The organism is Rhodanobacter sp. OR87 (assembly GCF_000473345.1).
Classification (GTDB): Bacteria; Pseudomonadota; Gammaproteobacteria; order Xanthomonadales; family Rhodanobacteraceae; genus Rhodanobacter; species Rhodanobacter denitrificans.
Genome location: NZ_AXBJ01000012.1, coordinates 80,244 through 106,620 on the forward strand (window position 1 = coordinate 80,244; position 26,377 = coordinate 106,620).

A 26,377-nucleotide genomic window follows, 5' to 3' on the forward strand; every position below is an offset into this window, starting at 1 on the left:
CCCCGTGCCCTGCCGCGGGTGACGGCTGTCATGGCGGATGGTTGACGCCGGCGACTGCCGGCCGCGGCTGGCCGCGCGCAGGATGCACCGCAACCGGAGGACTCCCATGCCGCATTTCCACGACCCCGTCGCCCGCCTCGACGGCGCCATCAAGCGCTACGGCCGGCTCACCGCGCTGGATGGCACCGACCTGCAATTGCGCCGCGGCGAACTGCTGGCGCTGCTCGGTCCCAACGGCGCCGGCAAGACCACGGCGATCGCCTTGTTGCTGGGGCTGATCCGTGCCGATGCCGGTACGGCCGAGCTGTTCGGCCAGGAGCCGCAGCGGATCGAGGCGCGCCGGCGGATCGGCGTGATGCTGCAGAACGCCGAGCTGCCGCCGACCCTGCGGGTGGGCGAACTGCTGCGGTTGACCGCCAGCTACTACCCGGACCCGCGCAGCTTGCAGGAGTCGGCCGAGCTGGCCGGCGTCGCCGATCTGCTCAGGCGGCCCTACGCGAAACTCTCCGGCGGCCAGCAGCGGCGCGTCCAGTTCGCGCTGGCGCTGTGCGGCCGGCCCGAACTGCTGTTCCTGGACGAACCCACCGTGGGCATGGACATCGAGGCGCGGCAGCAGCTGTGGGCAGCGATCCGCCGACTGGTGGCCGAGGGTTGTTCGGTGCTGCTGACCACACATTACCTGGAAGAGGCCGAGGCGCTGGCCGACCGCGTCTGCGTGATGTCGCGCGGAAGGATGCTCCACGAGGGTACCGTCGAGGCCTTGCGTGCGCGGGTGGCGCTGAGGCGCGTGCGTTGCCTCAGTACGCTGTCGGTCGAGGCAGTGCGCGACTGGCCCGAGGTCAGCGAGGTGCGCCGGGACCGCGAACGCCTGCACATCGCCACCGCCGAGGCCGAGGCCGTGGTACGCCGCCTGCTCGACGCCGACCCGCTACTGCGCGAGCTGGAAGTTCAGCGCGCCGGCCTGGCCGAGGCTTTCACCGAACTCACCCGCGACGCCGACGAGTCCGCGGATACCGACCAGCGCGAGGCCGCCTGACATGCAAACCGCCATTTCCGTCACCGCATCAGCACCCGCCATCGACATGCCGCGCCGCCGGGTGCTCGGCGCCTATCTGGAAGAGGCGCGCAGCGAATGCCTGCGCTACCTGCGCGCGCCCGGCTTCATGCTGCCGATCATGCTGTTCCCGGGCATGTTCTACTTGCTGTTCGGCGTGCTGATGGCGAAGTCCAACGGCGCCGACGCGGCGCGCTACCTGCTGGCCAGCTACGGCGTGTTCGGGGTGATGAGCCCGGGCCTGTTCGGCTTCGGCGTGTCGCTGGCGCTGGAGCGCGACGGCGGTCTGCTGACCTTCAAACGCGCACTGCCGATGCCGCCTGGTGCCTATCTGCTGGGCAAGATGCTGATGGCGATGGCCGCCGCGGGCGTGGTGATCCTGTTGCTGCTGACGATGGCGCTGACCCTGGGCCACGTGAGCTTGAGCCTGACCCAGGCCGGCGCCTTGCTGCTCACCGGCGTGTTCGGCGTGTTGCCGTTCTGCGCGCTGGGCATGTTCGTCGGCACGCTGATCAAGGGCCAGGGCGCGCCCGGCATGCTGCAGCTGGTCTACCTGCCGATGTCGTTCCTGTCCGGCCTGTGGATGCCGCTGCCGATGCTGCCAAAGTTCCTGCAGCAAATCGCGCCGGTATGGCCGAGCTATCAGCTGGACATGCTGGCGATGGCGGCAGTGGGTATGAACAAGGGCCCACGGCTGGGCCATGTGCTGGTGCTCGTCGGCTTTGTCGCGGTATTTCTTCTGATGGCGGCGCGGCGCCTGCGCCGGCACGGTTGAAGTAGCATGCTCCGCAGCCCCGGCCCCTCAGCGACGAGCCACGCCATGATCCCCGCCTTCATCACCCGATGGTTAGCGCCGGCGCCCGATTCCGCGGTGGCCGACGACCTGCGTCGCGGCAAGTCGCCGTGGGCCGACAGCGTGCACCTGCTGTGGTCGCTGTGGATCTTCATCACCCCGCTGTTCGACCATGGCCTGCGCGGCTACACCCCGACCTGGCTGCTGTGCACGCTGGGCTCATATCCGCTGTTCCTGCTGCTGTTCGCCAGGTTGCGGCTGGCTTCGCGGCGAACGGCGCATCGGTATGCGTGGGGTATGGCGGCGCTGTGTTTCGGCCTGCTGCGCTGGTACCCCAGCGGGCTCAGTTATTTCGTGTACGCCTGTGTGATGCTCAGCCATTGCGAGCTGCGACACTTCCGCAGTTACGTGATCCAGGTGGTGCTGCTCAACGTGGTCTATGTGGCGCTGGCCTGGTGGATCGGCTATCCGCAGGCGCTGCTGGTGATCATGCCGGTCACGGTGTTCGTCATCTGCACCATCGTCACGGTCGAGCAGATCCACCAGGAGAAGGACGCCGCGCTCAGCCTCTCCCACGACGAGGTGCGCCGGCTCGCCGCCACCGCGGAGCGCGAGCGGATCGGGCGCGACCTGCACGACCTGCTGGGGCACACGCTGTCGCTGATCACGCTGAAGCTGGAGCTGTCGCGCAAGCTGTTCGATCGCGATGTCGATGCCGCCAGGCGCGAGGTCGAAGAGGCGGAGAAGGTTGCCCGTCACGCCCTGGCCGAAGTGCGCTGCGCCGTCACCGGCATCCGCGCCACCGACCTCGCCGCCGAGCTGGCTTCGGCGCGGCTGCTGCTGGAGTCCTCGCGGGTGCACCTGGATTACGGCGAACTGCCCGCGGACCTGCCGGGCGAGATCGAGCGCGGCCTGTCGCTGGTGTTGCGCGAGGCGGTGACCAACATCGCGCGCCATGCCGATGCCAGTCAGGCGCGGATCGAGCTGGCGCGCGAGCGGAACAGCGTCTGCCTGCGGATCAGCGACAACGGCCGCGGCGGCATCGAGAGCGACGGCAACGGCCTGAGCGGCATGCGCGAGCGCGTGCGCGCGCTCGGCGGCACGCTCGCGTTCGAGTCGCCGCGTGGGCAGGGCTCGCGCCTGCGGGTGGTGGTGCCGCTGCCGATCGTGCGCCTGGTCGAGTCGTCGCGATCGGCGCCGGATCCGTCGATGGCCGGGCCGCTGACGCAGCCGGTTACGGATCGGCCCGTCGCATGAGTCCACCCGTGTTTCCATGCCCGCACAGACCATGACGCCCATCCTTTACCCCCGCGAACACCGGAGAGTCATCGCATGATCCGCGTGCTGCTGGCCGAGGACCAGGCGATGGTGCGCGGTGCACTGTCCGCACTGCTGAACCTGGAAAGCGACATCGAGGTGCTCGGCTCGGCCGCCGACGGCGAGGCCGCGTGGCGCGAGCTGCAGCGACTCAAGCCTGATGTGCTGGTCACCGACATCGAGATGCCCGGGCTGACCGGGCTGGAACTGGCCCAGCGCATCCAGCGCCATGAACTGCCGATCAAGGTGGTCATCGTCACCACCTTCGCGCGCCCCGGCTTCCTGCGTCGCGCGCTGGATGCCGGCGTGTCCGGCTACCTGCTGAAGGACGCCCCCGCTGAGAACCTCGCCGAGGCCTTGCGCACCGTGCATCGCGGCGGCCGCGCGATCGACCCGCAGCTGGCGCTGGAGGCATGGTCCGAAGCCGATCCGCTGAACGACCGCGAGCGCCAGGTGTTGCGCCTGGCCGGCGAAGGACAGTCGGCGGGCGACATCGCCGCGCAGCTGAACCTGTCGCACGGCACCGTGCGCAATTACCTGTCCGAGGCGATCGGCAAACTCGGCGTGGCCAACCGCATCGAGGCCTATCGGCTGGCGCGGCAGAAAGGCTGGTTGTAAGCGGTTGCGCCGGAATCGGCCCGCTGCGGGATAATGTCCCGTTTTCCGCTGCCGGCCGCGCCCGCCTTGAAGAAGTCCGATTTCGATTTCGACCTGCCGCACGAGCTGGTCGCGCAGGCGCCGTTGCCCGAGCGTTCGGCCAGTCGCATGTTGCTGCTCGACGTGGCGGCGCAGTCGCGGCAGGACCGCCTGTTCCGCGAGCTGCCCGACTTCCTGCGCCCCGGCGACCTGCTGGTGTTCAACGACACCCGCGTGCTGCCGGCGCGGCTGTACGGGCGCAAGGACACCGGCGGTGCGGTGGAGATCCTGATCGAGCGGGTCACCGGCGCACACGAGGCGGTGGTGCAGCTCGGGGTCAGCAAGAAGCCGAAGGAAGGCGCGCGGATCGAGCTGGCCGACGGCAGCCACGCGCTGGTGCTGGGACGCGACGAGAGTTTCTTCCGGCTGCGTTTCGAGGCGCCGGAGCCGCTGGAGAAGCTGCTGCTGAAGCTCGGCGAGATGCCGTTGCCGCCGTACATTGAACGGCACGCCGACGCCAGCGACATGGAGCGCTACCAGACCGTGTTCGCACGCGAGCCCGGCGCGGTGGCGGCGCCTACCGCCGGCCTGCACTTCGACGAGGCGATCCTGGCCAGGCTGCGCGAGCGCGGCGTCGAGTTCGGCTACGTCACCCTGCATGTCGGCGCCGGCACGTTCCAGCCGGTGCGCGTGGATGACCTGAAGGACCACCACATGCACCGCGAGTGGCTCAACGTCGGCGCGCACCTGATCGGGCAGATCCGCCGCACCCGCGCGAACGGCGGGCGGGTGATCGCGGTCGGCACCACCGTGGTGCGCGCGCTGGAAAGCGCCAGCAGGGACGGCGAGCTGCACCCGTTCGCCGGCGAGACGCAGATCTTCATCTTTCCCGGCTACCGCTTCAGCAGCATCGACGGCCTGATCACCAATTTCCACCTGCCACAGTCGACGCTCTTGATGCTGGTGTCGGCGCTGGCCGGACGCGAGTTCATCCTGGACAGCTACCGCCACGCGGTCGAGCAGCGCTACCGCTTCTTCTCCTATGGCGACGCCATGCTGATCCTGCCGCACGGCGCCTGAGCGACACCTTCGCGTTGCCACAGGAGCCCGCAAGCGGGCTCCTGCACACACGATGTGGCGATGGGCGTGGCGGACCAAACCCGCGATAATGCCCGGATGACTTCCCTCCAGTTCGAACTCCACGCCACCGACGGCGCCGCCCGCCGCGGCCGCCTCGGCTTCGCCCGCGGCACGGTGGAGACGCCGGCGTTCATGCCGGTGGGCACCTACGGCTCGGTCAAGGCGATGACGCCGCGTGACCTCGTCGAGACCGGCGCCGAGATCATCCTCGGCAACACCTTCCACCTGTTCCTGCGGCCAGGGCTGGAGGTCATCGAACCGTTCGGCGGGCTGCACAAGTTCATCGGCTGGGACAAACCCATCCTCACCGACTCGGGCGGTTTCCAGGTGTTCTCGCTGGCGCACAAGCGCAAGATCACCGAGGAAGGCGTGACCTTCGCCTCGCCGGTGGACGGCTCGAAGGTGTTCCTGTCGCCGGAAGTGTCGATGCGGATCCAGAAGACACTGGATTCGGACATCGCGATGATCTTCGACGAGTGCACGCCGTATCCGGCGACGGAGAAGGTGGCGGCCGATTCGATGGAGCTCAGCCTGCGCTGGGCCGAGCGCTCGCGCCGCGCGTTCGACGATTTGAAGAATCCGAATTCGCTGTTCGGCATCGTGCAGGGCAGCGTCTACGAAACCCTGCGCCGACACTCCGCGGAAGGGCTGGTGAAGCTTGGCTTCGACGGCTACGCGATCGGCGGCCTGGCGGTAGGCGAGCCGGAGGCCGAGCGCAACCACGCGCTGGATTTCACCGTGCCGTTGCTGCCGGCGGACAGGCCGCGCTACCTGATGGGCGTGGGCCGGCCGGAGGACATCGTGGAAGCGGTACGCCGCGGCATCGACATGTTCGACTGCGTGATGCCTACCCGCAACGCGCGCAACGGCTTCCTGTTCACCGCCGCGGGTACGCTGCGCATCCGCAACGCCAAGTACGCCAGCGACACCGCGGTGATCGAGGAAGGCTGCGACTGCTACGCCTGCAGCCACGGTTTCAGCCGCGCCTACCTGCGCCACCTCGACCGCTGCAACGAGATCCTCGGCAGCCAGCTCGCCACCATGCACAACCTGCGCTACTACCAGCGGCTGATGACCGGCCTGCGCCAGGCCATTGCCGACCACGCGCTGGAGGCGTTCGTGGCGGAGTTCTACGCCCGTCGCCAGGGCGCCGCGGTTTCGTAGGAAGGCTGCGCCGGGCGCGCCAGCTGGCGGTTTTCGGAGGGATCCGGACCACCGGCAGCGCCGCCGTGCATGCTTGGGGGGTGCATGGCATAATCGGGAATCTTTTCTCAGGCGTTCTGTCGAAAACTTCGACGGCGCCATAACTTGCGAGACAAATCCATGAGTTTTCCGATCTCTCCGGTGATCGCCCAAGCCGCAGCGCCGCAGCCGCAGGGCGGCGGCATGTCCATGATCATCATGATGGTGGTGCTGTTTGGCCTGATGTATTTCATGATGATCCGGCCGCAGATGAAGCGGCAGAAGGAGCATCGCGCGCTGATCGCCGGCCTGGCCAAGGGCGACGAAGTGGTCACCAACGGCGGCATCGCCGGACGCGTGGACGAGGTGGGCGAAACCTTCGTTACGGTCGAGATCGCGGCCAACGTGAAGGTCAAGGTGCAGAAGGGCGCGGTCCAGCAGGTCCTGCCCAAGGGTTCGCTGAAGTCCGCCTGAGGACGGGTGCGAGGCACTGCCAGGCAGCTTGCGGCGGTGCCTTGTCTGCGGTCATTTCCCGATTGTTGCTACCGCTGCGGCCTGCTGCCGCGGCCTTGATGGATGCAGGGCATGAATGATTTTCCCCGCTGGAAGTACGCGCTGGTCGCGCTGGTGATGCTGTTCGGCATCATCTACGCGTTGCCGAATGCATTCCCGCCGGTGCCGGCCGTGCAGGTCACCGCCAACCGCGATGCGCCGCCGATCAACCAGGCGCTGCAGCAGAAGGTGCAGGCGGCGCTGGGCGCGAAGAAGATCGCGGTTACCAGCGTGTTCGTGGAAGGCGACCACCTGCTGGCCACCTTCGCCAACTCCGACGTGCAGAAGAGCGGCCTGGACGAGATCAAGGCGACGCTCGGCGACGGCTACACGGTCGCGTTCAAGCTGCAGTCCAACGTGCCGGGCTGGCTGGGCGCGATCGGCGCCCGTTCGATGCCGCTGGGCCTGGACCTGCAGGGTGGTGTGCACTTCCTGATGCAGGTCGACCAGAAGGACGCGATCGAGAAGCAGGAAAACAGCTACGCGGACGATATCCGCAGCCTGTTGCGGCAGAAGAACATCCGCTATGAATCGGTCACCCGCAGCGCGACCAGCGGCCAGGGCATCGCGGTGGTCCTGCGCTCGGCCGCCGATCGCTCCACCGCGGCCGACGCGATCGCCAACGAGTACACCGACCTCAACGTGGCGAACGGCGCCAGTACCGGCGACCGCTTCGTGCTGAACGTGGTCATCAAGCCGGAAAAACTGCGCGAGCTGTCGCGCAGCGCGATCACCCAGAACCTGGGCACGCTGCGCAACCGCATCAACGCGCTGGGCGTGTCCGAGCCGCTGATCCAGCAGCAGGGCGACAGCCGCATCGTGGTCGAGCTGGCCGGCGTGCAGGACCCGACCGAGGCGAAGAAGCTGATCGGCGCGGTCGCCACGCTGCAGTACCGCCCCGGCATCGGCCAGCCCGGCGATGCGCGCGCGGTGGAAGCGGCGCGCACCGGCAACATCCCGCCGGACGCGAACCTGTACTACATGCGCGGCGACAACCGCCCGGTGCTGGTGAGCAAGCAGATCATCGTGACCGGCAACCAGCTGGTGGACGCCTCGTCGGGCATCGACCAGCAGAGCGGTACGCCGAAGGTCGACGTCACCCTGAACGCGGCCGGCGCCAAGAAGATGGGCGACTTCACCAATGCCAACGTCGGCAAGCCGATGGCGGTGCTGTACGTGGAGCAGGTCTACGAGACCAAGGTGGTCGATGGCAAGGAAGTGCGCGTGCCGAAGATCACCGAGACGGTGATCAACGACGCCACCATCCAGAGCCCGTTCAGCAAGCAGTTCCAGACCACCGGCCTGGGCAGCGCGAAGGAAGCCTCCGACCTCGCCCTGCTGCTCAAGGGCGGTGCGCTGGCGGCGCCGATGGACATCGTCGAGGAAGGCGTGATCGGCGCCAGCCTCGGCCAGGACAACATCGACAAAGGCTTCAAGGCGGTGCTGCTCGGCCTGGCACTGGTGCTGCTGGCCGCGGCGATCTACTACAAGCTGTTCGGCCTGGTGGCGGACATCGCGCTGTTCTTCAACCTGGTGATCCTGCTGGCGGTGATGTCGCTGATCGGCGTCACCCTGACCATGCCGGGCGTGGCCGGCATCGTGCTGACCCTGGGCATGGCGATCGACGCGAACGTGCTGATCTGCGAACGCGTGCGTGAGGAATTGCGCAACGGCTCCAGCCCGCACGCGGCGATCCGTGCCGGTTACGAGAAGGCGTGGTCGACCATTCTGGACGCCAACGTCACCCACCTGATCGCCGCCCTGGCGCTGACCACCATGGGCACCGGCGCGATCAAGGGCTTCGGCGTGACGCTGATGATCGGCATTCTGACCTCGCTGTTCACCTCGGTCACGCTGACCCACGCGTTCACCGCGGCGATCCACGGCCACCGCAAGCTCAAGACGCTGTCGGTCTAAGGAACCATCATGGAAATCTTCAATCACGACAGCAACATCCACTTCCTGGGGATGCGCAAGTACACCATTGCCATCGCCATCTTCCTGATGGTCGCCTCGATCGGGCTGATCGCGTTCAAGGGCCTCAACTACGGGCTGGACTTCACCGGCGGTGTGTCGATGGTGGTCGATTACGGCCAGTCGGTGGAAATCTCCGAGGTGCGTGGTGCGCTGGAGAAGGGCGGTATCCACAACGCGATGGTGCAGAGCCTGGGCGGCACCCGCGAGGTGTCGATCCGGCTGCAGCCGAAGGACGACCCCGGCGCCGTCGACACCAGCGGCAAGTTCAACCTCGACCGCATCGCCGCCGACGTGATCAAGGTGCTGCAAGTGGCCCGCCCGGACGCGAAGCTGAAGAGCCGCGACTACGTCAGCGCCCAGGTGGGCCAGGAATTGCGCAGCGACGGTACGGTGGCCGCGGTGTTCGTGATTCTCGGCATCATGTTCTACCTGTGGATCCGCTTCGAGCGCCGCTTCGCGATCGCCGCGGTGGCCACCGAGATTCACGACACGCTGGTGACGCTGGGTATCCTGGCGCTGGTGCAGCGCGAGTTCGACATGACCGTGCTGGCCTCGGTGCTGGCGGTGATCGGCTACTCGATCAACGACAAGGTGGTGGTGTTCGACCGCATCCGCGAGCTGTTCCGGCTGGCGCGCAAGGCCGAGCCGGAGGAGATCCTCAACCGCTCGATCAACAACACGCTGTCGCGCACCATCATCACCTCGCTGTTCACCGGCATCACCATGGGCGCGCTGTACTTCTACGGCGGCACCGCGGTGCACGGCTTCGCCGTCACCATGCTGATCGGCATCGTGGTCGGCACGCTGTCCTCGATCTTCGTGGCCAGCCCGATCCTGCTGTGGCTGGGCGTGTCGAAGAAGGACTTGATGCCGGTGACCAAGGAAAACCCGGAGCTGGCGCGGCGTCCCTGAGCGCCCATCGCCGGCAAGCTGGCGATGCTGATGTTCTCTCCCCTGCTCGCAGGGGAGAGACCCGAAGGGCAGGGGGTAGCCCCACGAAACGAAACGGCCCGGTCTCCACCGGGCCGTTTTGCTGTTCCGGTCGTTTGCACATTACCCGCGCGAGGCGGATTCCAGCTCGGCCAGCCGCTGCGGCGTGCCGACGTCGGTCCACGCGCCGTGATGCGGCGAGCCATCGACCCTGCCGTTTGCCATTGCCGTTTCCAGCAGCGGGCGCAGCTTGAAGCGCGGCGGTTTCGCCTCGGCGCCCGGTGCAGCGCCGACGGCCTCGCGCCAGCCGTCCAGCAACTCGCGGCGGAACACGCCGATGCCGCTGTAGGTGAGCCGGGGTTCGCCGTCGTCGTGCAGGCGGCCTTCGGCGTCCAGCCGGAAATCGCCACGGGGATGATGCGCGGGGTTGCCGGTCATCAGCAGATGCGCGAGACCCCGCGGTTCGGCAGGCAGGGCGGCGAAATCCGCGTCGCACCATACGTCGCCGCTCACCACCAGGAATGGCTCCGGCCCCAATAGCGGCAGCGCGTTCAGCATGCCGCCGCCGGTTTCCAGTGGCGCGGGGCCTTCGTAGGCGTAGCGGATGCGCAGGCCCCAGCGCGAGCCGTCGCCCAGCGCGGCAGGGAACTGTTCGGCCAGGTGCGAGGTGTTGATCACCACGTAGTGCACGCCGGCCGCGGCCAGTTTTTCCAGGTGCCATGCGATCAACGGTTTGCCAGCCACCGGCAGCAGCGGCTTGGGCGTGTGCTCGGTCAACGGGCGCATGCGCTCGCCGAGCCCTGCGGCGAAGATCAGCGCATGCCTCATGCGGCCACCTGCGTGAGGTCGCGCCCCTGCACGTGGCGTTCCAGCAGCGCGGCGAAGTCGGCCAGCTCGGGGTAGCTGCCGGCCACCTCGATCACGTAGCGGTATACCTGCGGCACGTCCCTGAGATAGCCCGGCTTGCCGTCGCGGTACCACAGCCGGTAGAACTGGCCCAACACGCGCACGTGGCGGTGCAGCCCGGTGAGGTCGAACCAGCGCAGGAAGTGCGCGGCATCCACGCTGGCGTCGATCACGCCGGCGCCCAGCAGGCGTCGCCGGTAGGACTCCACCCAGCCTTCGACGCGTTCGCGCGGCCACGCGATGTAGGCGTCGCGCAACAGCGAGGCGAGGTCGTAGGTGAGCGGGCCGTGCAGCGCACCCTGGAAGTCAATGATCCCCGGGTTGTTCTCATCGACCACCAGCAGGTTGCGGCTGTGGAAATCGCGATGCACGAAGCGACGCGGCTGCGCCAGCGCGTTGCGCACGATCACGCCGAAGGCGGCTTCGAGCACGTCCCATTCGCCGCAGGCGGGCGCGTGGCCGAGGTGGCGCTGCAGGAACCATTCGGGCATCACTTCCAGCCCGCTCACCAGCACGGCGTGGTCGAACGGTGGCAGGTCGTCGCTGGGCACGCGGGTCTGCATCGCCAGCAGCGCGTCCATCGCGTCGCCGTAGAGTCTGTCCGCGTTCGCGCCGTTCAATTCGGCCAGGTACAGCCGCGAGCCGAGATCCTCGATCAGCAGGAAGCCCTGCTGCAGATCGTGTGCTTGCACGGCCGGCACGTGCAGGCCGGCGGCGGCCAGCCGCGCGCCGATCGCCAGCCATGGCCGCGGGTCTTCGCGCTGCGGCGGCGAATCCATCACGATCCAGCTTTGTCCACCATGCGCGGTGCGCCAGTAGCTGCGGAAGCTGGCGTCGGCCGAGGCAGGTTGCAGGGTCAGGCTGGCGTCGTCCAGCACCTGGCGGGTCCAGGCGAGGCGGGCGGCGACGCGGTCGGGTATCGGGGGCATGGCAACCATGGGCAACAGGGTGGCGCCAGCTTAGCGAGCCGTCGGCGTGGTGACGAGACAGCCGGCGTCGCGGCATTGACCGCGCGGCATCGAATCAGTACCATTTTAGTCCCGATTCAAGCACGCCAGCCCGAGCGCCCCCCATGCTCCGCGTCAGCCGACTGACCGATTACGCCACCGTGGTGATGACTTGCATCGCCGCGCACCCGGCCGAGGTGCTCAGCGCGGTGCAGATCGCCGACGAGACGCGGCTGGAACTGCCCACGGTCAGCAAGCTGCTGAAGGCGCTCGGCCATGCAGCGCTGGTCGAGTCGTTCCGCGGCGTCAACGGCGGCTACCGGCTGGCCCGGCCGGCCGGCGAGATTTCGCTGGCCGAGATCGTCGAGGCGATCGAAGGGCCGATCGGCATGACCGAATGCAGCGTGGCCGAAGGCCAGTGCGAGCGCGAATCGCAGTGCGGCGTGCGCGGCAGCTGGCAACTGGTCAACAACGTGCTGGACAACGCGCTGCGCGCGGTCAGCCTGGCCGACATGCTCAAGCCGCAGCCGCCGCGGCCGCCGCGCCGGATTGCCACCGTGCCGCTGAGCGACATCGTCATGCCGGCGAAAGCCCGCCGGGTCACCACCGAATGAACGAGATCATGAACAACCAGAGCAGCACCGCCGCCACACTGCGTGACAACGCGCAGGTGGCCCAGATCCTCGGCCGCAACTACAGCGCCGGCTTCGTCACCCAGATCGAGATGACCGGCCTGCCGCCGGGCCTGGACGAGGACACCATCCGCGCGCTGTCCGCGGTCAAGCGCGAACCGGAGTGGATGACCGAGTGGCGGCTTGAGGCCTACCGCCACTGGCTGACCATGCCGAAACCGGACTGGGCCAAGCTCAACATCGACCCGATCGATTACCAGGCGATCAGCTATTACGCCGCGCCCAAGAAGCAGCCCAAGTCGCTGGACGAAGTCGACCCGGCGCTGCTGGAAACCTACGAGAAGCTCGGCGTGCCGCTGCACGAGCGCGCCGCGCTGGCCGGCGTGGCGGTGGACGCGGTGTTCGACTCGGTCTCGGTCGGCACCACCTTCCGCAAGCAGCTGGCCGACGCCGGCGTGCTGTTCTGCTCGATGAGCGAAGCGATCCGCGAATACCCCGAGATCGTGCAGAAATACCTGGGCAGCGTGGTGCCCACCGGCGACAACTTCTTCGCCGCGCTGAACTCGGCGGTGTTCTCCGACGGCAGCTTCGTGTTCATCCCGAAAGGCGTGCGCTGCCCGATGGAGCTGAGCACCTATTTCCGCATCAACGCACAGAACACCGGCCAGTTCGAGCGCACCCTGATCGTGGCCGAGGAAGGCGCCCACGTCTCCTACCTCGAAGGCTGCACCGCGCCCAAGCGCGACGAGAACCAGCTGCATGCGGCGGTGGTGGAACTCGTGGCGCTGGAAAAGGCGCAGATCAAGTATTCCACCGTGCAGAACTGGTACCCCGGCGACGAGAACGGTGTGGGCGGCATCTACAACTTCGTGACCAAGCGCGGCGACTGCCGCGGCGACGATTCGAAGATCTGCTGGACCCAGGTCGAGACCGGCTCGGCGATCACCTGGAAATACCCTTCCGTGGTGCTGCGCGGCGACCGCTCGGTGGGCGAGTTCTACTCGGTGGCGCTGACCCACCACTTCCAGCAGGCCGACACCGGCACCAAGATGATTCACCTCGGCAAGCACACCAAGTCGAAGATCGTCTCCAAGGGCATCAGCGCAGGCAAGAGCTCCAACAGCTACCGCGGCCTGGTGAAGATGGAGAAGGGCGCCGAGGGTGCGCGCAACTACACCCAGTGCGACAGCTTGCTGATCGGCAAGAAGTGCGGCGCACACACCTTCCCGTACATGGAAGTGAAGAACCCCACCGCGATCGTCGAGCACGAGGCGACCACCTCGAAGATCTCCGACGAACAGATGTTCTACTGCCGCAGCCGCGGCATCGGCGAGGAAGACGCCGTGTCGATGATCGTCGACGGCTTCTGCAAGCAGGTCTTCCGCGAACTGCCGATGGAGTTCGCGGTGGAGGCGAAGAAGCTGCTTGAGGTGAGCCTCGAAGGCGCGGTGGGTTGATGTTTATTCCTTCTCCCTCCGGGAGACAAATCGGCAGGACTGCCGATTTGCACGGCGCGAGCCGCCGAAGGTAAGGCACATGGATGTGCCGAATGAAGGTGCCCGAAGGGCGGATGAGGGTACGGGCGGAGCGAGACATTGCGGCCCGCCCCGAACCCTCACCCCAACCCCTCTCCCGATGGGAGAGGGGCTAAAGAAACCAGGAACAACCATGCTCAAAATCGAAAACCTGCACGCCCGCGTCGCGGGCAAGGAAATCCTCAAGGGGCTCAGCCTCGAAGTGAATGCGGGCGAAGTGCACGCGATCATGGGGCCGAACGGCGCCGGCAAGTCGACGCTGGGCAACGTGCTGTCCGGCCGCGAGGGCTACGAGGTGACCACCGGTTCGGTGACCTACAACGGCATCGACCTGCTGCAGCTTTCGCCGGAAGCGCGCGCAGCGGCCGGCGTGTTCCTGGCGTTCCAGTACCCGGTGGAGATTCCCGGCGTCAACAACACCTATTTCCTGCGCGCGGCGCTCAACGCGCAGCGCAAAACGCGCGGCGAGAAGGAACTCGATTCCATGCAGTTCCTCAAGCTGGTGCGCGAGAAGCTCAAGGTGATGCAGATCTCCGACGAGTTGCTGCACCGCGCGGTCAACGAGGGCTTCTCCGGCGGCGAGAAGAAGCGCAACGAGATCTTCCAGATGGCGGTGCTGGAGCCGCAGCTGGCGATCCTCGACGAGACCGACTCGGGCCTGGACATCGACGCGCTGAAGCAGGTGGCGCAGGGCGTCAACACGCTGCGTTCGCCGGATCGCGCGTTCCTGATGATCACCCACTACCAGCGCCTGCTCGACTACGTGGTGCCGGATTTCGTGCACGTGCTGGCGAACGGCCGCATCGTCGAGAGCGGCGACAAGTCGCTGGCGCTGAAGCTGGAAGAGCACGGCTACGCCGGGCTTGGCACGGGGGCCGTGGCATGAACCAGCCGGCATCCCTGCCGTTGGTCGCGTCGCTGCTGGACGCGCCGCTGCCGGCCAGCGGCATCGCCTGGCTGGACGAGGCGCGCCGCGAGAACCGCGCCGCGTTCGCTGTCGGCGGCCTGCCCGGCGCGCGGGTCGAGGCGTGGAAGTACACCGCGCTGCGCGGTCTCGGCCAGCGCCGCTTCGCCGCCGGCGACGCCGGAGCGGCGACGCGCGACGTCGATGCCGCCGAGTTCGCCCTGCCGGGCGTGGGCGGGCCGCAGCTGGTTTTCGTCAACGGCGTGTTCCGCGCCGACCTGTCGGCGCTCGAGGCGCTGCCCGACGGGCTGTCGCTGCAGCCGCTGGCGCAGGCCCTGCGCGACGACGCGGAGCCGCTGCGCTTTGCCTTGTCGCGGCCGGCCTTGGTCGGGCACGTCCGCGAGGGCGGCGACGCGTTCGTGCAGGTCAACGCCGCCAGCGCCGCCGACGGTGTGGTGCTGAAAGTCGCCGCCCACGCGACGATCGCGGTGCCAGTGCAACTGGTCTTCGTCGGCACCGCCGCGGAAAGCGAACTGGCCTGGCATGCGCGCAACCTGATCGAGCTGGGCGAGGGCGCCTCGCTGGCGCTGGTCGAGCACCACGTGGGCCACGGCGAGCAGGCCCAACTGGCCACCCTGGTCGGCGACGTCGAGCTGCACGAAGGCGCGCAACTCCACTACACCGTGCTGCAGAACACCGCGACCGGCGCCCACCTGATCCGTCGCAGCGGCTTGCGCCTGCACGCGCGCGCGCAGATGCGGCTGCACGTGCTGGAGCTGGGCGGCGCGCTGGTGCGGCACGACCTGCAGGCCGAGCTGGTCGGCGACGGAGCGCAGCTGCACACCCGCGGCGTGTTCATGCCGCACGGCCGCCAGCACGTCGATACCCAGCTGGCGATCCGCCACCAGGCGCTGAACACCACCTCCACCTCCACCTGGCGCGGTGTCGCCAACGACCGTGCACGCGGCGTGTTCCGCGGCGCGATCCTGGTGGCGCCCGGCGCCGACGGCAGTGATGCCAGCCTCACCAACAAGAACCTGCTGCTGTCGCCGAGTGCCGAGATCGACACCAAGCCGGAGCTGGAGATCTACGCCGACGAGGTGCAGGCCGCGCACGGCGCCACCGTGGGCCAGCTCGACGAGCGTTCGCTGTTCTACCTGCGCTCACGCGGCATCCCGCTGGCCGAGGCGCGTGCGCTGCTGACTGCCGCATTCTGCCGCGCGGTACTGGACGACGTGCCGAACGAGGCGCTGCGCGAGCATTTGTCGGCGTTGCTGAGCGCGCAATTGCCGGACTGATGCCCTTATCGCCTCCCCCGCTTGCAGGGGGAGGCGGGGAGGGGTAAGGCTTGTGATCTGAAGGTCAGGAGCGACCCCTCCCCAACCCTCCCCTGCGACCGAAGGAAGTCCCTTTGGGGCAAGCAGGGAAGGGACCCAACCGGATTCCCTCGCATGAACACCACCGTCAGCACGCCCACCGTCTTCGACGTCCAGCGCATCCGCGCGGATTTCCCGCTGCTGGCGCGCACGGTGCACGACAAGCCGCTGGTGTACCTGGACAACGCCAACACCAGCCAGAAGCCGCTGTCGGTGATCGAGGCGGTGGACCGGCACTACCGCGAGCGCAACGCGAACGTGGCGCGCGCGGTGCACCAGCTGGGCGAGGAAGCTACCGCCGCCTACGAAGGCGCACGCGACCGGTTGGTGCGCTTCCTCAACGCGCCCTCGCGCAACGAGGTGATTCTCACCTCCGGCACCACCCAGTCGGTCAACCTGGTCGCCTACAGTTACGCGTTGCCGCAGCTGAAGCCCGGCGACAGCATCCTCACCACGGTGATGGAGCACCACGCCAACATCGTGCCGTGGCAGCTGGTGGGTGCGCGCAGTGGCGCCACGGTGAAGGCCGCGCCGATCGATGAGCGCGGCGAGCTGATCGTGGAGAAGTATGTCGAGATGCTGACGCCGGAGGTGAAGCTGGCCTGCGTCACCCACGTTTCCAACGTGCTGGGTACGGTCAACCCGGTGCGCGAGATCGCGCGCGAATGCCGGAAACGCGGCATCCCGCTGCTGGTCGACGGCTCGCAGGCAGCGCCGCACCGGCCGGTCGACGTGCAGGCGCTGGGCTGCGATTTCTACGCGGTCACCGGGCACAAGATGCTCGGCCCCACCGGCACCGGCGCGCTGTGGGCGAAGCGCGAACACCTGGAGGCGATGCCGCCGTTCTTCGGCGGCGGCGAGATGATTCGCGAGGTGAAGTTCTCCGGCACCACCTTCGCCGCGCCGCCGCACAAGTTCGAGGCCGGCACGCCGAACATCGCCGGCTTCGCCGGGCTGTCGGCGGCGATCGACTATTACGCCTCGGTGGGCTTCGAGGCGATCCATGCCTGGGAGCAGCAGCTGCTGCACTACGCCACCGAGCGCCTGCGCGAGGTTCCCGGCCTGCGCATCATCGGCGAGGCGGCCGAGAAGGAGCCGGTGATCTCGTTCCTGCTGGAAGGCGCGCAGGCCACCGACCTGGCCACCCTGCTCGACCTGCAGGGCGTCGCGGTGCGCTCCGGCCATCACTGCGGGCACCCGCTGATGCAGTTCTACGGCGTACCCGCCACGCTGCGCGCCTCGCTCGCGTTCTACAACACGCGCGAGGAGATCGACGCGTTCGTGGTGGCCTTGCTCAAGGTACGCAAGCTGCTGATGTGAGGCGGCGCCCACCCGCATGGTCTGTCGCCGCCGTCGGCATTATGCTTTCCGTTCCACCCGCCACGACCGACCCCATGCTCGCCAAGCTCCCCGGCCCGATCCGCATCCCGCTGGCCCTGCTGCTGCTCGCCGCCAATATCCTGCTGCACGTGCTGCCGCTGTTCGCGCTCAGCCTGGTCAAGGTGGTCGTGCCGGTGCACGGGATCCGGCTTGCCTGCTCGCGCATGCTGGTGGCGATCGCGGAGAGCTGGATCGGCGTCAACAACTTCCTGTTCGGCTTGTTCACCCGCATCCGCTGGCAGGTCGAGGGGCTGGCCGGCCTGCGTCGCGACGGCAACTACCTGGTGCTGTGCAACCACCAGAGCTGGGTGGACATCCCGGTGCTGCAGAAGGTGTTCAACCGGCGCGTGCCGTTCATGCGCTTCTTCCTCAAGCAGCAGCTGATCTGGGTGCCTCTGCTCGGGCCGGCGTGGTGGGCGCTGGATTTCCCGTTCATGAAGCGCTACTCGCGGGAAACCCTGCTGCGCCATCCCGAACTGCAGGGCCGCGACCGCGAGGCCACCCGGCAGGCCTGCGCGAAGTTCCGCCACATGCCGGTGTCGGTGATGAACTTCGTCGAGGGCACCCGTTTCACGCCGGCCAAGCATGACGCGCAGTCCTCGCCGTACCGGCACCTGCTGCGGCCGAAGGCCGGCGGGCTGGCGTTCGTGCTGGACGCGATGGGCGACGCGCTGCACGCGACCCTCGACGTCACCATCGTCTATCCGGAAGGCCGCGGCACGATGATGGATCTGATTGCCGGTCGCGTGCACGACATTCGCGTGCACGTGCGCGAGCTGCCGATCGACGCCACCCTGGTGGGCAGCTACGACGACGACGCGGCGTTTCGCGGGCGCGTCAAGCTGTGGGTCAATGCGCTGTGGCGCGAGAAGGACGCCCGGGTCGCGCAGATGCTGATGGCGGCGGATGCCGCACCGATGGGAGAGTGACATGCGTATTCTGATCGTGGGCGCCGGTGCCACCGGTGGCTACTTCGGCGGTCGCCTGCTGCAGCACGGGCGCGACGTGACGTTCCTGGTGCGCGAAAAGCGCGCGGCACAACTGGCGCAGCATGGCCTGTCGATCAGGAGCGCCACCGGCGACGCCGACCTGCGTTCGCCGCCGACCGTACTGGCCGGCGACCTGCGCGGGCCGTACGAGCTGATCCTGCTGAGCTGCAAGGCGTATGGCCTGGAGCAGGCGATGGCCGACATCGCGCCGGCGGCAGGGCCGCAGACCGTCATCCTGCCGCTGCTCAACGGCATGCGCCAGCTCGACCTGCTCGATGCGCGCTTCGGTGCGCAGCACGTGCTCGGCGGGCAGTGCGTGATCGCCGCCACGCTGGATGCAGACGGCGCCGTGCGCCACCTCAATACCTCGCACAGCCTCACCTTCGGCGAGCGCGACGGCAGCGCGTCGGCGCGCATGCGGCGAATCACGCAGGCGCTGTCCGATGCGGGCTTCGATGCGCGGCCGAGCAGCACGGTGCTGCAGGACATGTGGGACAAATGGATCTTCCTGGCGGCGCTGGCCGGCATCACCTGCCTGATGCGCGGCTCGGTCGGCGAGATCGTGGCTGCGCCGGGCGGCAGCGCGGCAGCGCTGGATCTGCTGGAGGATTGCCGCGCGGTGGCCGAGCGTGCCGGGCATGCGCCGAGCGAGCAGACCCTGCAGCGGGCCCGCGGCGTGCTGACCGAGGCCGGCTCCACGCTGACCGCCTCGATGCTGCGTGACCTGCAGCATGGCCACCCGATCGAAGCCGACCACATCGTCGGCGACCTGCTGGCCCGCGCCGACCGCTCGCGCGACGAAGGCTCGCTGCTGGCGACGGTGTATGCGCATCTGAAGGTCTACGAAGCGGGCCGAGCCTGATCGCCGCCATGTAGGAGCCCGCTCGCGGGCGATGCTCTTGGAGCCGTGGCTCGGGGTTCGGGATTCACAAAAGCAAAGGCATCGCCCGCGAGCGGGCTCCTACGGGCCATCCGTGGCATCCGCCGTAGCCGCGCCGTGGCCGGTCGCGTGACCTACCAGATCTTCACCTGCTTCGCGCCGTCGCGCACCATCGCGTCGCCTGTCCTGCACTGGAACGCCCTGGCGAACTCCGGCATGTTCGACGGCGCACCGATCGCGCGGAATTTCGCCGGTGCGTGCGGGTCGGTGTTGAGCAGGGTCAGCTGCGCCTCCGGGCGGATGTTGCCGCGCCACACGCGGGCCCAGTTCAGGAAGAAGCGCTGCTCCTGGGTGTAGCCGTCGATCTTGCGCTGCGCCTCGGCCGGGTTCTTCGCCAGCGCCATCTGCAGCGCGGTGTAGGCCGCGTTGAGGCCGCCCAGGTCGCCGATGTTCTCGCCCATGGTGAGCTGGCCGTTGACGTGCTTGCCCGGCAGCGCCTCGTAGCCCTCGAACTGCGCGCCGAGCTTCGCGGTGCGCGTCTCGAACGCCGAGCGGTCGGCGTCGGTCCACCAGTTGACGTTGTTGCCGCGGGCGTCGAACTTGCTGCCCTGGTCGTCGTAGCCGTGGCCCATCTCGTGGCCGATCACCGCGCCGATGCCACCGTAGTTGATCGCGTCGTCTGCGTTGGCGTCGAAGAACGGTGGCTGCAGGATCGCGGCCGGGAACACGATCTCGTTCTTCTGCGCGCTGTAGTAGGCGTTCACCGTCTGCGGGGTCATGCCCCATTCGCTGCGGTCGACCGGCTTGCCGATCTTGGCGATGGCGTAGTCGTAGTTGAACTTGTTCGCCGCCTGCACGTTGGCGTAGTAGTCGCCCGGCGTCAGCGCCAGACCGGACCAGTCGCGCCACTTGTCCGGGTAGCCGATCTTCGGCACGAAGGTGGCCCACTTCTGCAGCGCCTTCTGCCTGGTCGCGTCGCTCATCCATTCGAGCTGCTCGATGCGCGTGCGGAAGGCCGCGCTGAGGTTGGCCACCAGTTCCTCGGCGCGCTGCTTCGCGGTCGGCGAGAAGTGGTCGGCCACGTACAGCTGGCCCAGTGCCATGCCCATGCCGTCGTTGGTGGTCTCCAGCACGCGCTTCCAGCGCGGCTTCATTGCCTTCTGGCCGTTCAGGGTCTGCGCGTTGAACGCGAAATCCTCGCGCTGGAACGGCGTGGACAGGTACGGCGCCGCGTTGGCGATCGCGTGGTAGCGCAGGTAGGCCTGCCATTGCGCCAGCGGCACGCCGCCCAGCATCTTCTGCACCTCGGCGAAGAACTTCGGCTGCGACAGCGAGAAGCCGTCCTTCACGTCGGCACCCTGTGCCTTGAAGAACGCGGCCCAGTCGAAGTCCGGCGTGACCTTGTCGGCCTCGGCGAGGCTGACGTAGTGGTAGCGGTTGTTCGGGTTGCGCATTTCCACCGGGGGCAGCGACACGGCGGCGAGGCGGGTTTCGAACGCCAGCACCGACTTGGCCTGCTGCTGCGCGTCGGTGGCGCCGACGCCGGCCAGCTCGAGCAGCTTCGCTATGTGCGCGGCGTAGGCGGTGCGGATCTTCGCGTAGTCGGGCTTGCTGTAGTAGTCGACGGTGGGCAGGCCGAGGCCGCCCTGGCCGGCGTAGGCGATCTGCCGGTTGGAATCCTTGAAGTCGGCGTTGCCAGAGAAGCGGAACAGCACCGGCTCGCCGCGGGCGTAGCTGTCGCGGATGTAGCCGACCACGTCGGCACGGTTCTTCAACCCGGCGATGCGCGCCAGCTGCGGCCTGAGCGGATCGAAGCCGGCCCGCTCGATGGCCGCCTCATCCATGCCGGAGGCGTACAGGTAGCCGATCTTCTGCTCGATCGAGCCCGGCCTGGCGGCGGCCGCTTCGCGCGCGGCCTTCTCGACGATCGCGTGCTGCACGTTGAGGCTGCCCTCGCGCAGCGCGTCGAACGAACCCCAGCGCGTGCGGTCGGCGGGAATCGGGTTGGCGGCCACCCATTTCGCGTTGACGAAGCCGTTGAAGTCGGTGCAGGCCTTGATCGAGCTGTCCAGCTCGTTCACGTCGAAGGCGGTGGTGGGGGCGGCCAGCGCGCTGCCGCCCAGCGTCATCGCCAGGGCGAAGGCCAGCGGCTTCATGCAACGGTGCTTCATAAGTGGGTTCCTTCGGTAGGCACGCGGGTACGCCCGGCCATCCGGGCGTCGCAAAATTTTGCGCAAACGGCAGGCTAGGCAAGGCCGTTGCGTGCTGCCCAGTGTCGAAGGTCACGCCCGGGCCGCCTGTTCCAGGTCATGGTGGGCTCGCCGGACGGCGCATTATCATCGCCGCGATGAGCGCACCCACCCCTCCCGTTTTCCGCCCGGCGACTCTCGCCGATGTCGAAGCCATCGTGGCCCTGGTCGAATCCGCGTACCGCGGCGAATCCGGCCTGCGCGGCTGGACTACCGAATCGCACCTGCTGGACGGCCAGCGCACCGACGCGGCCGACGTGCGCGGGCTGATCGAGCGCCCGGGCAGCCGCATCCTGCTGGCCGAGCGCGACGGCCGGCTGGTGGCCAGCTGCCACGTCGAACGCCAGGGCGACAACGGCTACTTCGGCATGTTCGCGGTCGACCCGGCCGGGCAGGGCGGTGGCCTCGGCAAGCAGGTGCTGGCCGAGGCCGAACGGATCGCGCGCGACGAGTGGCATTGCCGCGGCATGCGCATGACGGTGATCGTGCAGCGCGAGGAACTGATCGCCTGGTACGGCCGCCGCGGCTACCGGCGTACCGGCGAGTACCAGCCGTTCCCCTATGGCGACGAGCGTTTCGGCATCCCGCGCCGCGACGATCTGCGCTTCGAGGTATTGCGCAAGGACTTCGACGAGGTGACGGCATGAACGGCTGGGTACGGGTCGGCACGCGCAGCGACTTCCTGCCGGGCGAGTACAAGGTGGTGTGGGACGGCGACACGCCGATCGCGGTGTACAACATCGACGGCGCGCTGTACGCGGTGGAGGACATCTGCACCCACGACGGCGGCGATCTGGCCGGTGGCGAGGTGTTCGGCTTCGAGGTGGAATGCCCGCGCCACGGCGCCCGCTTCGACCTGCGCACCGGCGCGGTGACGAAACCGCCGGCGTACGAGCCGATCGCCAGTTTCCCGGTGCGCGAGGACGACGGCGCGATCTGGACCCGCGACGATCGCTGATATCCTGCGCGCCGCTGGCGTTTGCCGGTGGTGATGGGGCAGGGGCAGCCGTGAAGAACCGTTGGCGGGCGATGCTCGCATTCGTCGTGTTGTGGCTGCTGTACCAGTCGGCCGAAGGCGTCGGCGGACGCTGGCTGCACAGTTTTCCGGTGCAGGCCGGCCTGATGCTCTCGTGCGTTCTGGTGGCCTGGCCGCTGTCGCGCTGGCTCGGCTATCGCGGTTATGGGGCGTACGCGCTGACCCGTCGTCATGGCTGGCAGACATGGTTGCCAGCCGGCTTGTTGCTGGCCGTGCTGGCGAAGTTTGCCGCAGTGCGGCTCGGCCTGGCCTGGGGCGTCTATGCGCCCGACCCGCAGACAGCCAGCGGCGGCGTGGCCAGCCTGCTGTCCGCGCTGCCGTTGCTGTTGCTTTCCACCTTCGTGGCATCGCTGGCCGAGGACATCCTGACCCGCGGCTTCTGGTATCGCGCCGCCGGCGTGCACTGGCGCGGCGGTGTGGTGTTCGTGCTGGCATCCAGCACGATCTACGTGCTCAACCACATCTACCGTCTTGCCGACGGCCCGCTGGAGTGGTTCACGTTGTTCAGCTTCGGGCTGGCTTATGCCGCCGCGTTGTGGTGCAGTGGCAGCCTGTGGGCAGCGGTCGGCCTGCATTGGGGCTGGAACCTGGGCAACGGCGTGGTCGATGCCACGCTGCCCGCGACCGTGGTGGATGCGCGGATGGCTCCCTGTCTGTCCATCGGTGCACACCTGCTGTTGCTGGTACTGGCCTTGCCGAAATCGCGCGTGGCCTCACAGGTGGTAGACGAACGCCAGTGATTCCGACAGCTGCGTGCGCGAGCCGTAACGGGTGACCAGCGGACTGTCGGCAGCATCGCCGAGCAAGCGCCCGTAGACCAGCGCCAGCGCCATGCCGGTGTGCCGGCTGGTGGGCATGAACAGGTTGTACTCCAGCGAGGCCAGCTGGCTGCCGGCGCCAGGTTGCCACGCGCGCACCGACAAGGCGCGCGCGGCTTGCGGACCGATGCCGAAGAAGCGGTTCATCGCCGGCGCGTTCATCGCCTGCCAGTGCAACTCGAAGGATTGCTCCAGCAGGCCGATCGGCGGCGGGTCCCATTCGGCATACAGCTCCAGATAGGCGCCGGCGCCGTTGATGTCGTGGCGGAGGCTGCCGCCCACGTCGAGCTGCCGGTTGAGCTGCCATTCGAGGTAGCCGCCCAGGTTGATCCGCGGCGCCAGCGACGGGATCTTCCCGCCCAGGCTGCCGAGGTCGTCGCGCGAGCGACCCCATTGGTAATCGCCATGGATGCCGGCGTGCCATGTGTCGCCGTGGACCAGCTGGATCTGCAGCCCGTCCAGGGTGGAGAAGCTGCCGCGACCGGGCAGTTCGATGTCGATGTACGGCAGCGGCTCGCTGTGCTGGTTGCTGGCGCCGGGCCAGCTGGGCATGCGTTGCATGCCGACGCCGACGGCGAGCGTGGTCGGCTCGGCCGCTGCGGTGCAGCCCGGCAGCCACAGCAGGCACGCGGCCAGCAGCAGGCCAAGTTGCAACGGGATGGCGCGGTGGTTCGGCATGGGGTGGCAGCATACGGGCTGCCGGCGTGCTTCAGCGGGCGACACGGTGCGTACGCTCAGCATCCGTTCGGAAAGGGGAAAGGGCGCCGAAAGACAGCGTTCCTAGGCTGCACCACATCATCCATGCGAGTGTGCCGACGATGCCCGTTTCCGGCTGGACCATCCTGTGCGATTTCGACGGCACCATTTCCGTCGAGGATGTGATCGACTCGCTGCTCGATCGTTTCGGTCGTCCCGGCTGGGAAGTGCTGGAGCAGGATTGGCGCGCCGGCCGGATCGGTTCGCGCGAGTGCATGGCCGGCCAGGTCGACCTGCTGCAGATGAGCCGCGCCGAACTCGATGCGCACCTGGCCGAGATGTGGATCGACCATGCGTTTCCGGGTTTCGTGGCGAAGGCGCGCGAGCTCGGCGTGCCGATCCGCGTGGTCAGCGACGGCCTCGATTATGCGATCCACCGCATCCTCGGCCGCTACGGCCTGGACGACCTGCCGCTGGCGGCGAACCACCTGGCGCCGGCCGAACCGCCGCGGCAGTGGCAGCTGACCTCGCCGTTCCAGGCGGACGGTTGCCGCAGCGGCACCTGCAAGTGCGCCTGCGTGGGTCAAGCCCGCGAGACGGGGGCGAAGACCCTGCTGATCGGCGACGGCGCCTCGGATTTCTGCGCTGCCGACCGCGTCGACTTCGTGTTCGCCAAGCACCGCCTGATCGAGCACTGCCGCGCCGCCGGCATCCCCTACGTGCCGATCACCGGCTTCGAGGACGCGCTCGAGTTCTTGCCGCGACTGCTCGACGGCAGCCTGTCCGGCCATCCCACCGCAACCGCATCGGCGACGACAGCCTGAGCGGTCGCCTTGCCACCCATCCCCCGCTCTCCGACTCCGGACTCCCGATGAATGTTTTCGACAAGAACGCTTCCGTGGTGATCGACGACGCCGAGCTGCTCGCCGACGAGGCGAAGTACAGCTCCTTCGGCGACACCGTGCACTACGTCGACCCGCCAAAGATCTTCCGCCACGGCGAAGGCAGCCACATGTTCGACACCGCCGGCACGCCGTTCCTGGATCTGCAGATGTGGTACTCGGCGGTCAACTTCGGTTACGGCAACAAGCGCCTCAACGACACGCTGAAGCGCCAGATCGACCTGCTGCCGCAGGTGGCCAGCCAGTACCTGCACCAGAGCCGCATCGAGCTGGCCAAGACGGTGGCGCTGGACGCGAAGGGCAAGTTTGGCCTGGACGGCCGCGTGCACTTCAACGTGGGCGGCGCGCAGGCGATCGAGGATTCGCTCAAGCTGGTGCGCAACTACAAGAACGGCAAGAGCTTGATGTTCGCCTTCGAGGGCGGCTACCACGGCCGTACCCTGGGCGCCTCGTCGATCACCTCCAGCTACCGCTACCGCCGCCGCTTCGGCCACTTCGGCGAGCGCGCGATGTTCCTGCCGTTCCCGTACCCGTTCCGCCGCCCGAAGGGCATGACGGCGGAGGAGTACTCGGACGCCTGCGTGAACCAGTTCGCGCGCCTGTTCGAGACCGAATACAACGGTGTGTGGGATCCGAAAACGAACCAGTGCGAATACGCCGCGTTCTACGTCGAGCCGATCCAGGGCACCGGCGGCTACGTCGTGCCGCCGATGAACTTCTTCAAGGACCTGAAAAAGGTGCTCGACCAGTACGGCATCCTGCTGGTGGTGGACGAGATCCAGATGGGTTTCTGGCGCACCGGCAAGCTGTGGTCGATCGAGCACTTCGGCGTGACGCCGGACGTGATCGTGTTCGGCAAGGCGCTTACCAACGGCCTCAACCCGCTGTCCGGCCTGTGGGCGCGCGAGGAGATGATCAACCCGACCATCTTCCCGCCGGGCTCCACCCACAGTACGTTCAACTCCAACCCGCTGGGCACCGCGCTGGGCCTCGAAGTCATCAAGATGGGTTACGAGCTGGACTACGAGAAGACCGTGCCAGTGAAGGGCGCGCATTTCCTCGAAGGCCTGCGCGGACTGCAGAAGAAGCACAAGGAAATCGGCGACGTCGACGGCCTGGGTCTGGCGCTGCGCGCCGAGATCTGCACCGACGACGGCTTCACCCCGAACAAGGCGCTGCTCGACAAGATGGTCGACATCGGCCTGGCCGGCGACCTCACCCACAACGGCAAGAAGATCGGCCTCGTGCTCGACGTGGGCGGCTGGTACAAGAACGTGATCACGTTTGCGCCGTCGCTGGACATCACGCACGAGGAGATCGATCTGGCGATCAGCCTGCTGGATCAGCTGCTGACCAAGGCCAAGAAGGGCTGATTCGCGTATAGCGGATGGAAGGCCTGGCAGGCGACTGCCGGGCCTTTTTCATGTCCGCGACTTTCTCCCTCTCCCCGCCATGCCTGCGAAGGCAGGCATCGCACTTCATCCACCATGCCTGCGACGGCCAGCTCTCTGCCGCGTCCCCCATGCTCGTCATGCCTGCGAAGGCA

General features: G+C 67.9%; 25 protein-coding genes. 21 read left to right on the forward strand and 4 right to left on the reverse strand.

The genetic code is table 11. The features are described 5' to 3' along the window. Window positions 1–106: 106 nt before the first annotated feature. From RHOOR87_RS0112245 to secF, 9 genes are all read left to right on the forward strand, one after another. Window positions 107–1,036: an ABC transporter ATP-binding protein gene (locus RHOOR87_RS0112245; RefSeq protein WP_027485164.1), complete on the forward strand. Its 930-nt coding sequence runs from the start codon at window positions 107–109 to the stop codon at window positions 1,034–1,036. Between the two features lies 1 nt (window position 1,037). Beyond that, window positions 1,038–1,829 (forward strand): ABC transporter permease, encoded by a 792-nt coding sequence (locus RHOOR87_RS0112250; RefSeq protein ID WP_027485165.1) that lies wholly within the window; start codon window positions 1,038–1,040, stop codon window positions 1,827–1,829. A 45-nt stretch (window positions 1,830–1,874) separates the two neighbouring features. Next, on the forward strand, window positions 1,875–3,104 hold the full coding sequence (locus tag RHOOR87_RS0112255) for a sensor histidine kinase (protein WP_027485166.1): 1,230 nt from the start codon (window positions 1,875–1,877) through the stop codon (window positions 3,102–3,104). A gap of 75 nt (window positions 3,105–3,179) precedes the next feature. Beyond that, window positions 3,180–3,782: a response regulator transcription factor gene (locus RHOOR87_RS0112260; protein ID WP_015447121.1), complete on the forward strand. Its 603-nt coding sequence runs from the start codon at window positions 3,180–3,182 to the stop codon at window positions 3,780–3,782. Window positions 3,783–3,848: 66 nt separating this feature from the next. After that, window positions 3,849–4,880 carry a tRNA preQ1(34) S-adenosylmethionine ribosyltransferase-isomerase QueA gene (queA, locus tag RHOOR87_RS0112265; protein WP_027485167.1) on the forward strand — a complete coding sequence of 344 codons (1,032 nt, stop codon included), beginning with the start codon at window positions 3,849–3,851 and terminating at the stop codon, window positions 4,878–4,880. A 96-nt stretch (window positions 4,881–4,976) separates the two neighbouring features. Next, entirely contained in the window at window positions 4,977–6,104 is a 1,128-nt protein-coding gene (gene tgt / locus RHOOR87_RS0112270) for a tRNA guanosine(34) transglycosylase Tgt (RefSeq protein ID WP_027485168.1), read from the forward strand. Between the two features lie 159 nt (window positions 6,105–6,263). Then, the gene (gene yajC, locus RHOOR87_RS0112275) at window positions 6,264–6,596 is read left to right on the forward strand and encodes a preprotein translocase subunit YajC (protein ID WP_007512100.1); all 333 of its coding nucleotides are present in this window, start codon (window positions 6,264–6,266) and stop codon (window positions 6,594–6,596) included. Between the two features lie 111 nt (window positions 6,597–6,707). Beyond that, window positions 6,708–8,591, forward strand: coding sequence for a protein translocase subunit SecD (secD, locus tag RHOOR87_RS0112280; RefSeq protein ID WP_007512102.1), 1,884 nt, complete (start codon window positions 6,708–6,710; stop codon window positions 8,589–8,591). 9 nt (window positions 8,592–8,600) lie between these two features. Next, a complete protein-coding gene (secF, locus tag RHOOR87_RS0112285) occupies window positions 8,601–9,563 on the forward strand; it encodes a protein translocase subunit SecF (RefSeq protein WP_015447125.1) in 963 nt (320 codons plus the stop codon). A 141-nt stretch (window positions 9,564–9,704) separates the two neighbouring features. On the opposite strand, the gene murU is transcribed toward secF, so the two are convergent. Further along, window positions 9,705–10,409, reverse strand: coding sequence for an N-acetylmuramate alpha-1-phosphate uridylyltransferase MurU (gene murU, locus RHOOR87_RS0112290; RefSeq protein ID WP_027485169.1), 705 nt, complete (start codon window positions 10,407–10,409; stop codon window positions 9,705–9,707). Beyond that, window positions 10,406–11,416, reverse strand: coding sequence for a phosphotransferase (locus RHOOR87_RS0112295; protein ID WP_027485170.1), 1,011 nt, complete (start codon window positions 11,414–11,416; stop codon window positions 10,406–10,408). Before RHOOR87_RS0112295 ends, murU begins: the two co-directional genes overlap by 4 nt. 143 nt (window positions 11,417–11,559) lie before the next feature. Here RHOOR87_RS0112295 and RHOOR87_RS0112300 point away from each other — a divergent pair, with 143 nt between their 5' ends. The 7 genes from RHOOR87_RS0112300 to panE all read left to right on the forward strand — a co-directional run bounded on the left by RHOOR87_RS0112300 (window position 11,560) and on the right by panE (window position 19,112). Beyond that, window positions 11,560–12,048, forward strand: coding sequence for an SUF system Fe-S cluster assembly regulator (locus RHOOR87_RS0112300; RefSeq protein ID WP_007512110.1), 489 nt, complete (start codon window positions 11,560–11,562; stop codon window positions 12,046–12,048). An 8-nt stretch (window positions 12,049–12,056) separates the two neighbouring features. Beyond that, entirely contained in the window at window positions 12,057–13,523 is a 1,467-nt protein-coding gene (gene sufB, locus RHOOR87_RS0112305; RefSeq protein ID WP_162829213.1) for a Fe-S cluster assembly protein SufB, read from the forward strand. Between the two features lie 211 nt (window positions 13,524–13,734). Then, window positions 13,735–14,487: a Fe-S cluster assembly ATPase SufC gene (gene sufC, locus RHOOR87_RS0112310; protein ID WP_027485172.1), complete on the forward strand. Its 753-nt coding sequence runs from the start codon at window positions 13,735–13,737 to the stop codon at window positions 14,485–14,487. Then, a complete protein-coding gene (gene sufD / locus RHOOR87_RS0112315; protein WP_027485173.1) occupies window positions 14,484–15,803 on the forward strand; it encodes a Fe-S cluster assembly protein SufD in 1,320 nt (439 codons plus the stop codon). The genes sufC and sufD overlap by 4 nt, the downstream gene beginning before the upstream one ends. Window positions 15,804–15,956: 153 nt before the next feature. Continuing rightward, window positions 15,957–17,201, forward strand: a complete 1,245-nt coding sequence (locus tag RHOOR87_RS0112320; protein WP_027485174.1) for a cysteine desulfurase — start codon at window positions 15,957–15,959, stop codon at window positions 17,199–17,201. Window positions 17,202–17,275: 74 nt separating this feature from the next. After that, window positions 17,276–18,190, forward strand: a complete 915-nt coding sequence (locus RHOOR87_RS0112325) for an acyltransferase (protein ID WP_027485175.1) — start codon at window positions 17,276–17,278, stop codon at window positions 18,188–18,190. A gap of 1 nt (window position 18,191) precedes the next feature. After that, on the forward strand, window positions 18,192–19,112 hold the full coding sequence (gene panE, locus RHOOR87_RS0112330) for a 2-dehydropantoate 2-reductase (RefSeq protein ID WP_027485176.1): 921 nt from the start codon (window positions 18,192–18,194) through the stop codon (window positions 19,110–19,112). Window positions 19,113–19,264: 152 nt separating this feature from the next. On the opposite strand, the gene RHOOR87_RS0112335 is transcribed toward panE, so the two are convergent. After that, complete coding sequence (locus tag RHOOR87_RS0112335) at window positions 19,265–21,301, reverse strand: M13 family metallopeptidase (protein WP_027485177.1); 2,037 nt, start codon at window positions 21,299–21,301, stop codon at window positions 19,265–19,267. Between the two features lie 176 nt (window positions 21,302–21,477). On the opposite strand from RHOOR87_RS0112335, the gene RHOOR87_RS0112340 reads away from it, so the two are divergent. Genes RHOOR87_RS0112340 through RHOOR87_RS0112350 form a run of 3 tightly spaced genes read left to right on the forward strand, consistent with a single transcriptional unit; the run spans window position 21,478 to window position 23,155 of the window. After that, window positions 21,478–22,026, forward strand: coding sequence for a GNAT family N-acetyltransferase (locus RHOOR87_RS0112340; RefSeq protein ID WP_027485178.1), 549 nt, complete (start codon window positions 21,478–21,480; stop codon window positions 22,024–22,026). Beyond that, entirely contained in the window at window positions 22,023–22,337 is a 315-nt protein-coding gene (locus tag RHOOR87_RS0112345; protein ID WP_007512127.1) for a non-heme iron oxygenase ferredoxin subunit, read from the forward strand. The genes RHOOR87_RS0112340 and RHOOR87_RS0112345 overlap by 4 nt, the downstream gene beginning before the upstream one ends. Window positions 22,338–22,387: 50 nt before the next feature. After that, the gene (locus RHOOR87_RS0112350; protein WP_231381785.1) at window positions 22,388–23,155 is read left to right on the forward strand and encodes a type II CAAX endopeptidase family protein; all 768 of its coding nucleotides are present in this window, start codon (window positions 22,388–22,390) and stop codon (window positions 23,153–23,155) included. Here RHOOR87_RS0112350 and RHOOR87_RS0112355 read toward each other — a convergent pair. Next, window positions 23,129–23,911 carry a MipA/OmpV family protein gene (locus RHOOR87_RS0112355; protein WP_007512131.1) on the reverse strand — a complete coding sequence of 261 codons (783 nt, stop codon included), beginning with the start codon at window positions 23,909–23,911 and terminating at the stop codon, window positions 23,129–23,131. The two genes, RHOOR87_RS0112350 and RHOOR87_RS0112355, sit on opposite strands and share 27 nt — an antisense overlap. Before the next feature lie 140 nt (window positions 23,912–24,051). Between RHOOR87_RS0112355 and RHOOR87_RS0112360 the strand changes: the two genes are divergently transcribed. Together RHOOR87_RS0112360 and RHOOR87_RS0112365 are read left to right on the forward strand one after the other, a co-directional pair. Then, window positions 24,052–24,753, forward strand: a complete 702-nt coding sequence (locus RHOOR87_RS0112360; protein ID WP_015447135.1) for an MtnX-like HAD-IB family phosphatase — start codon at window positions 24,052–24,054, stop codon at window positions 24,751–24,753. Between the two features lie 47 nt (window positions 24,754–24,800). Next, a complete protein-coding gene (locus RHOOR87_RS0112365) occupies window positions 24,801–26,204 on the forward strand; it encodes an aminotransferase class III-fold pyridoxal phosphate-dependent enzyme (RefSeq protein WP_027485180.1) in 1,404 nt (467 codons plus the stop codon). The last annotated feature ends 173 nt before the right edge of the window (window positions 26,205–26,377 follow it).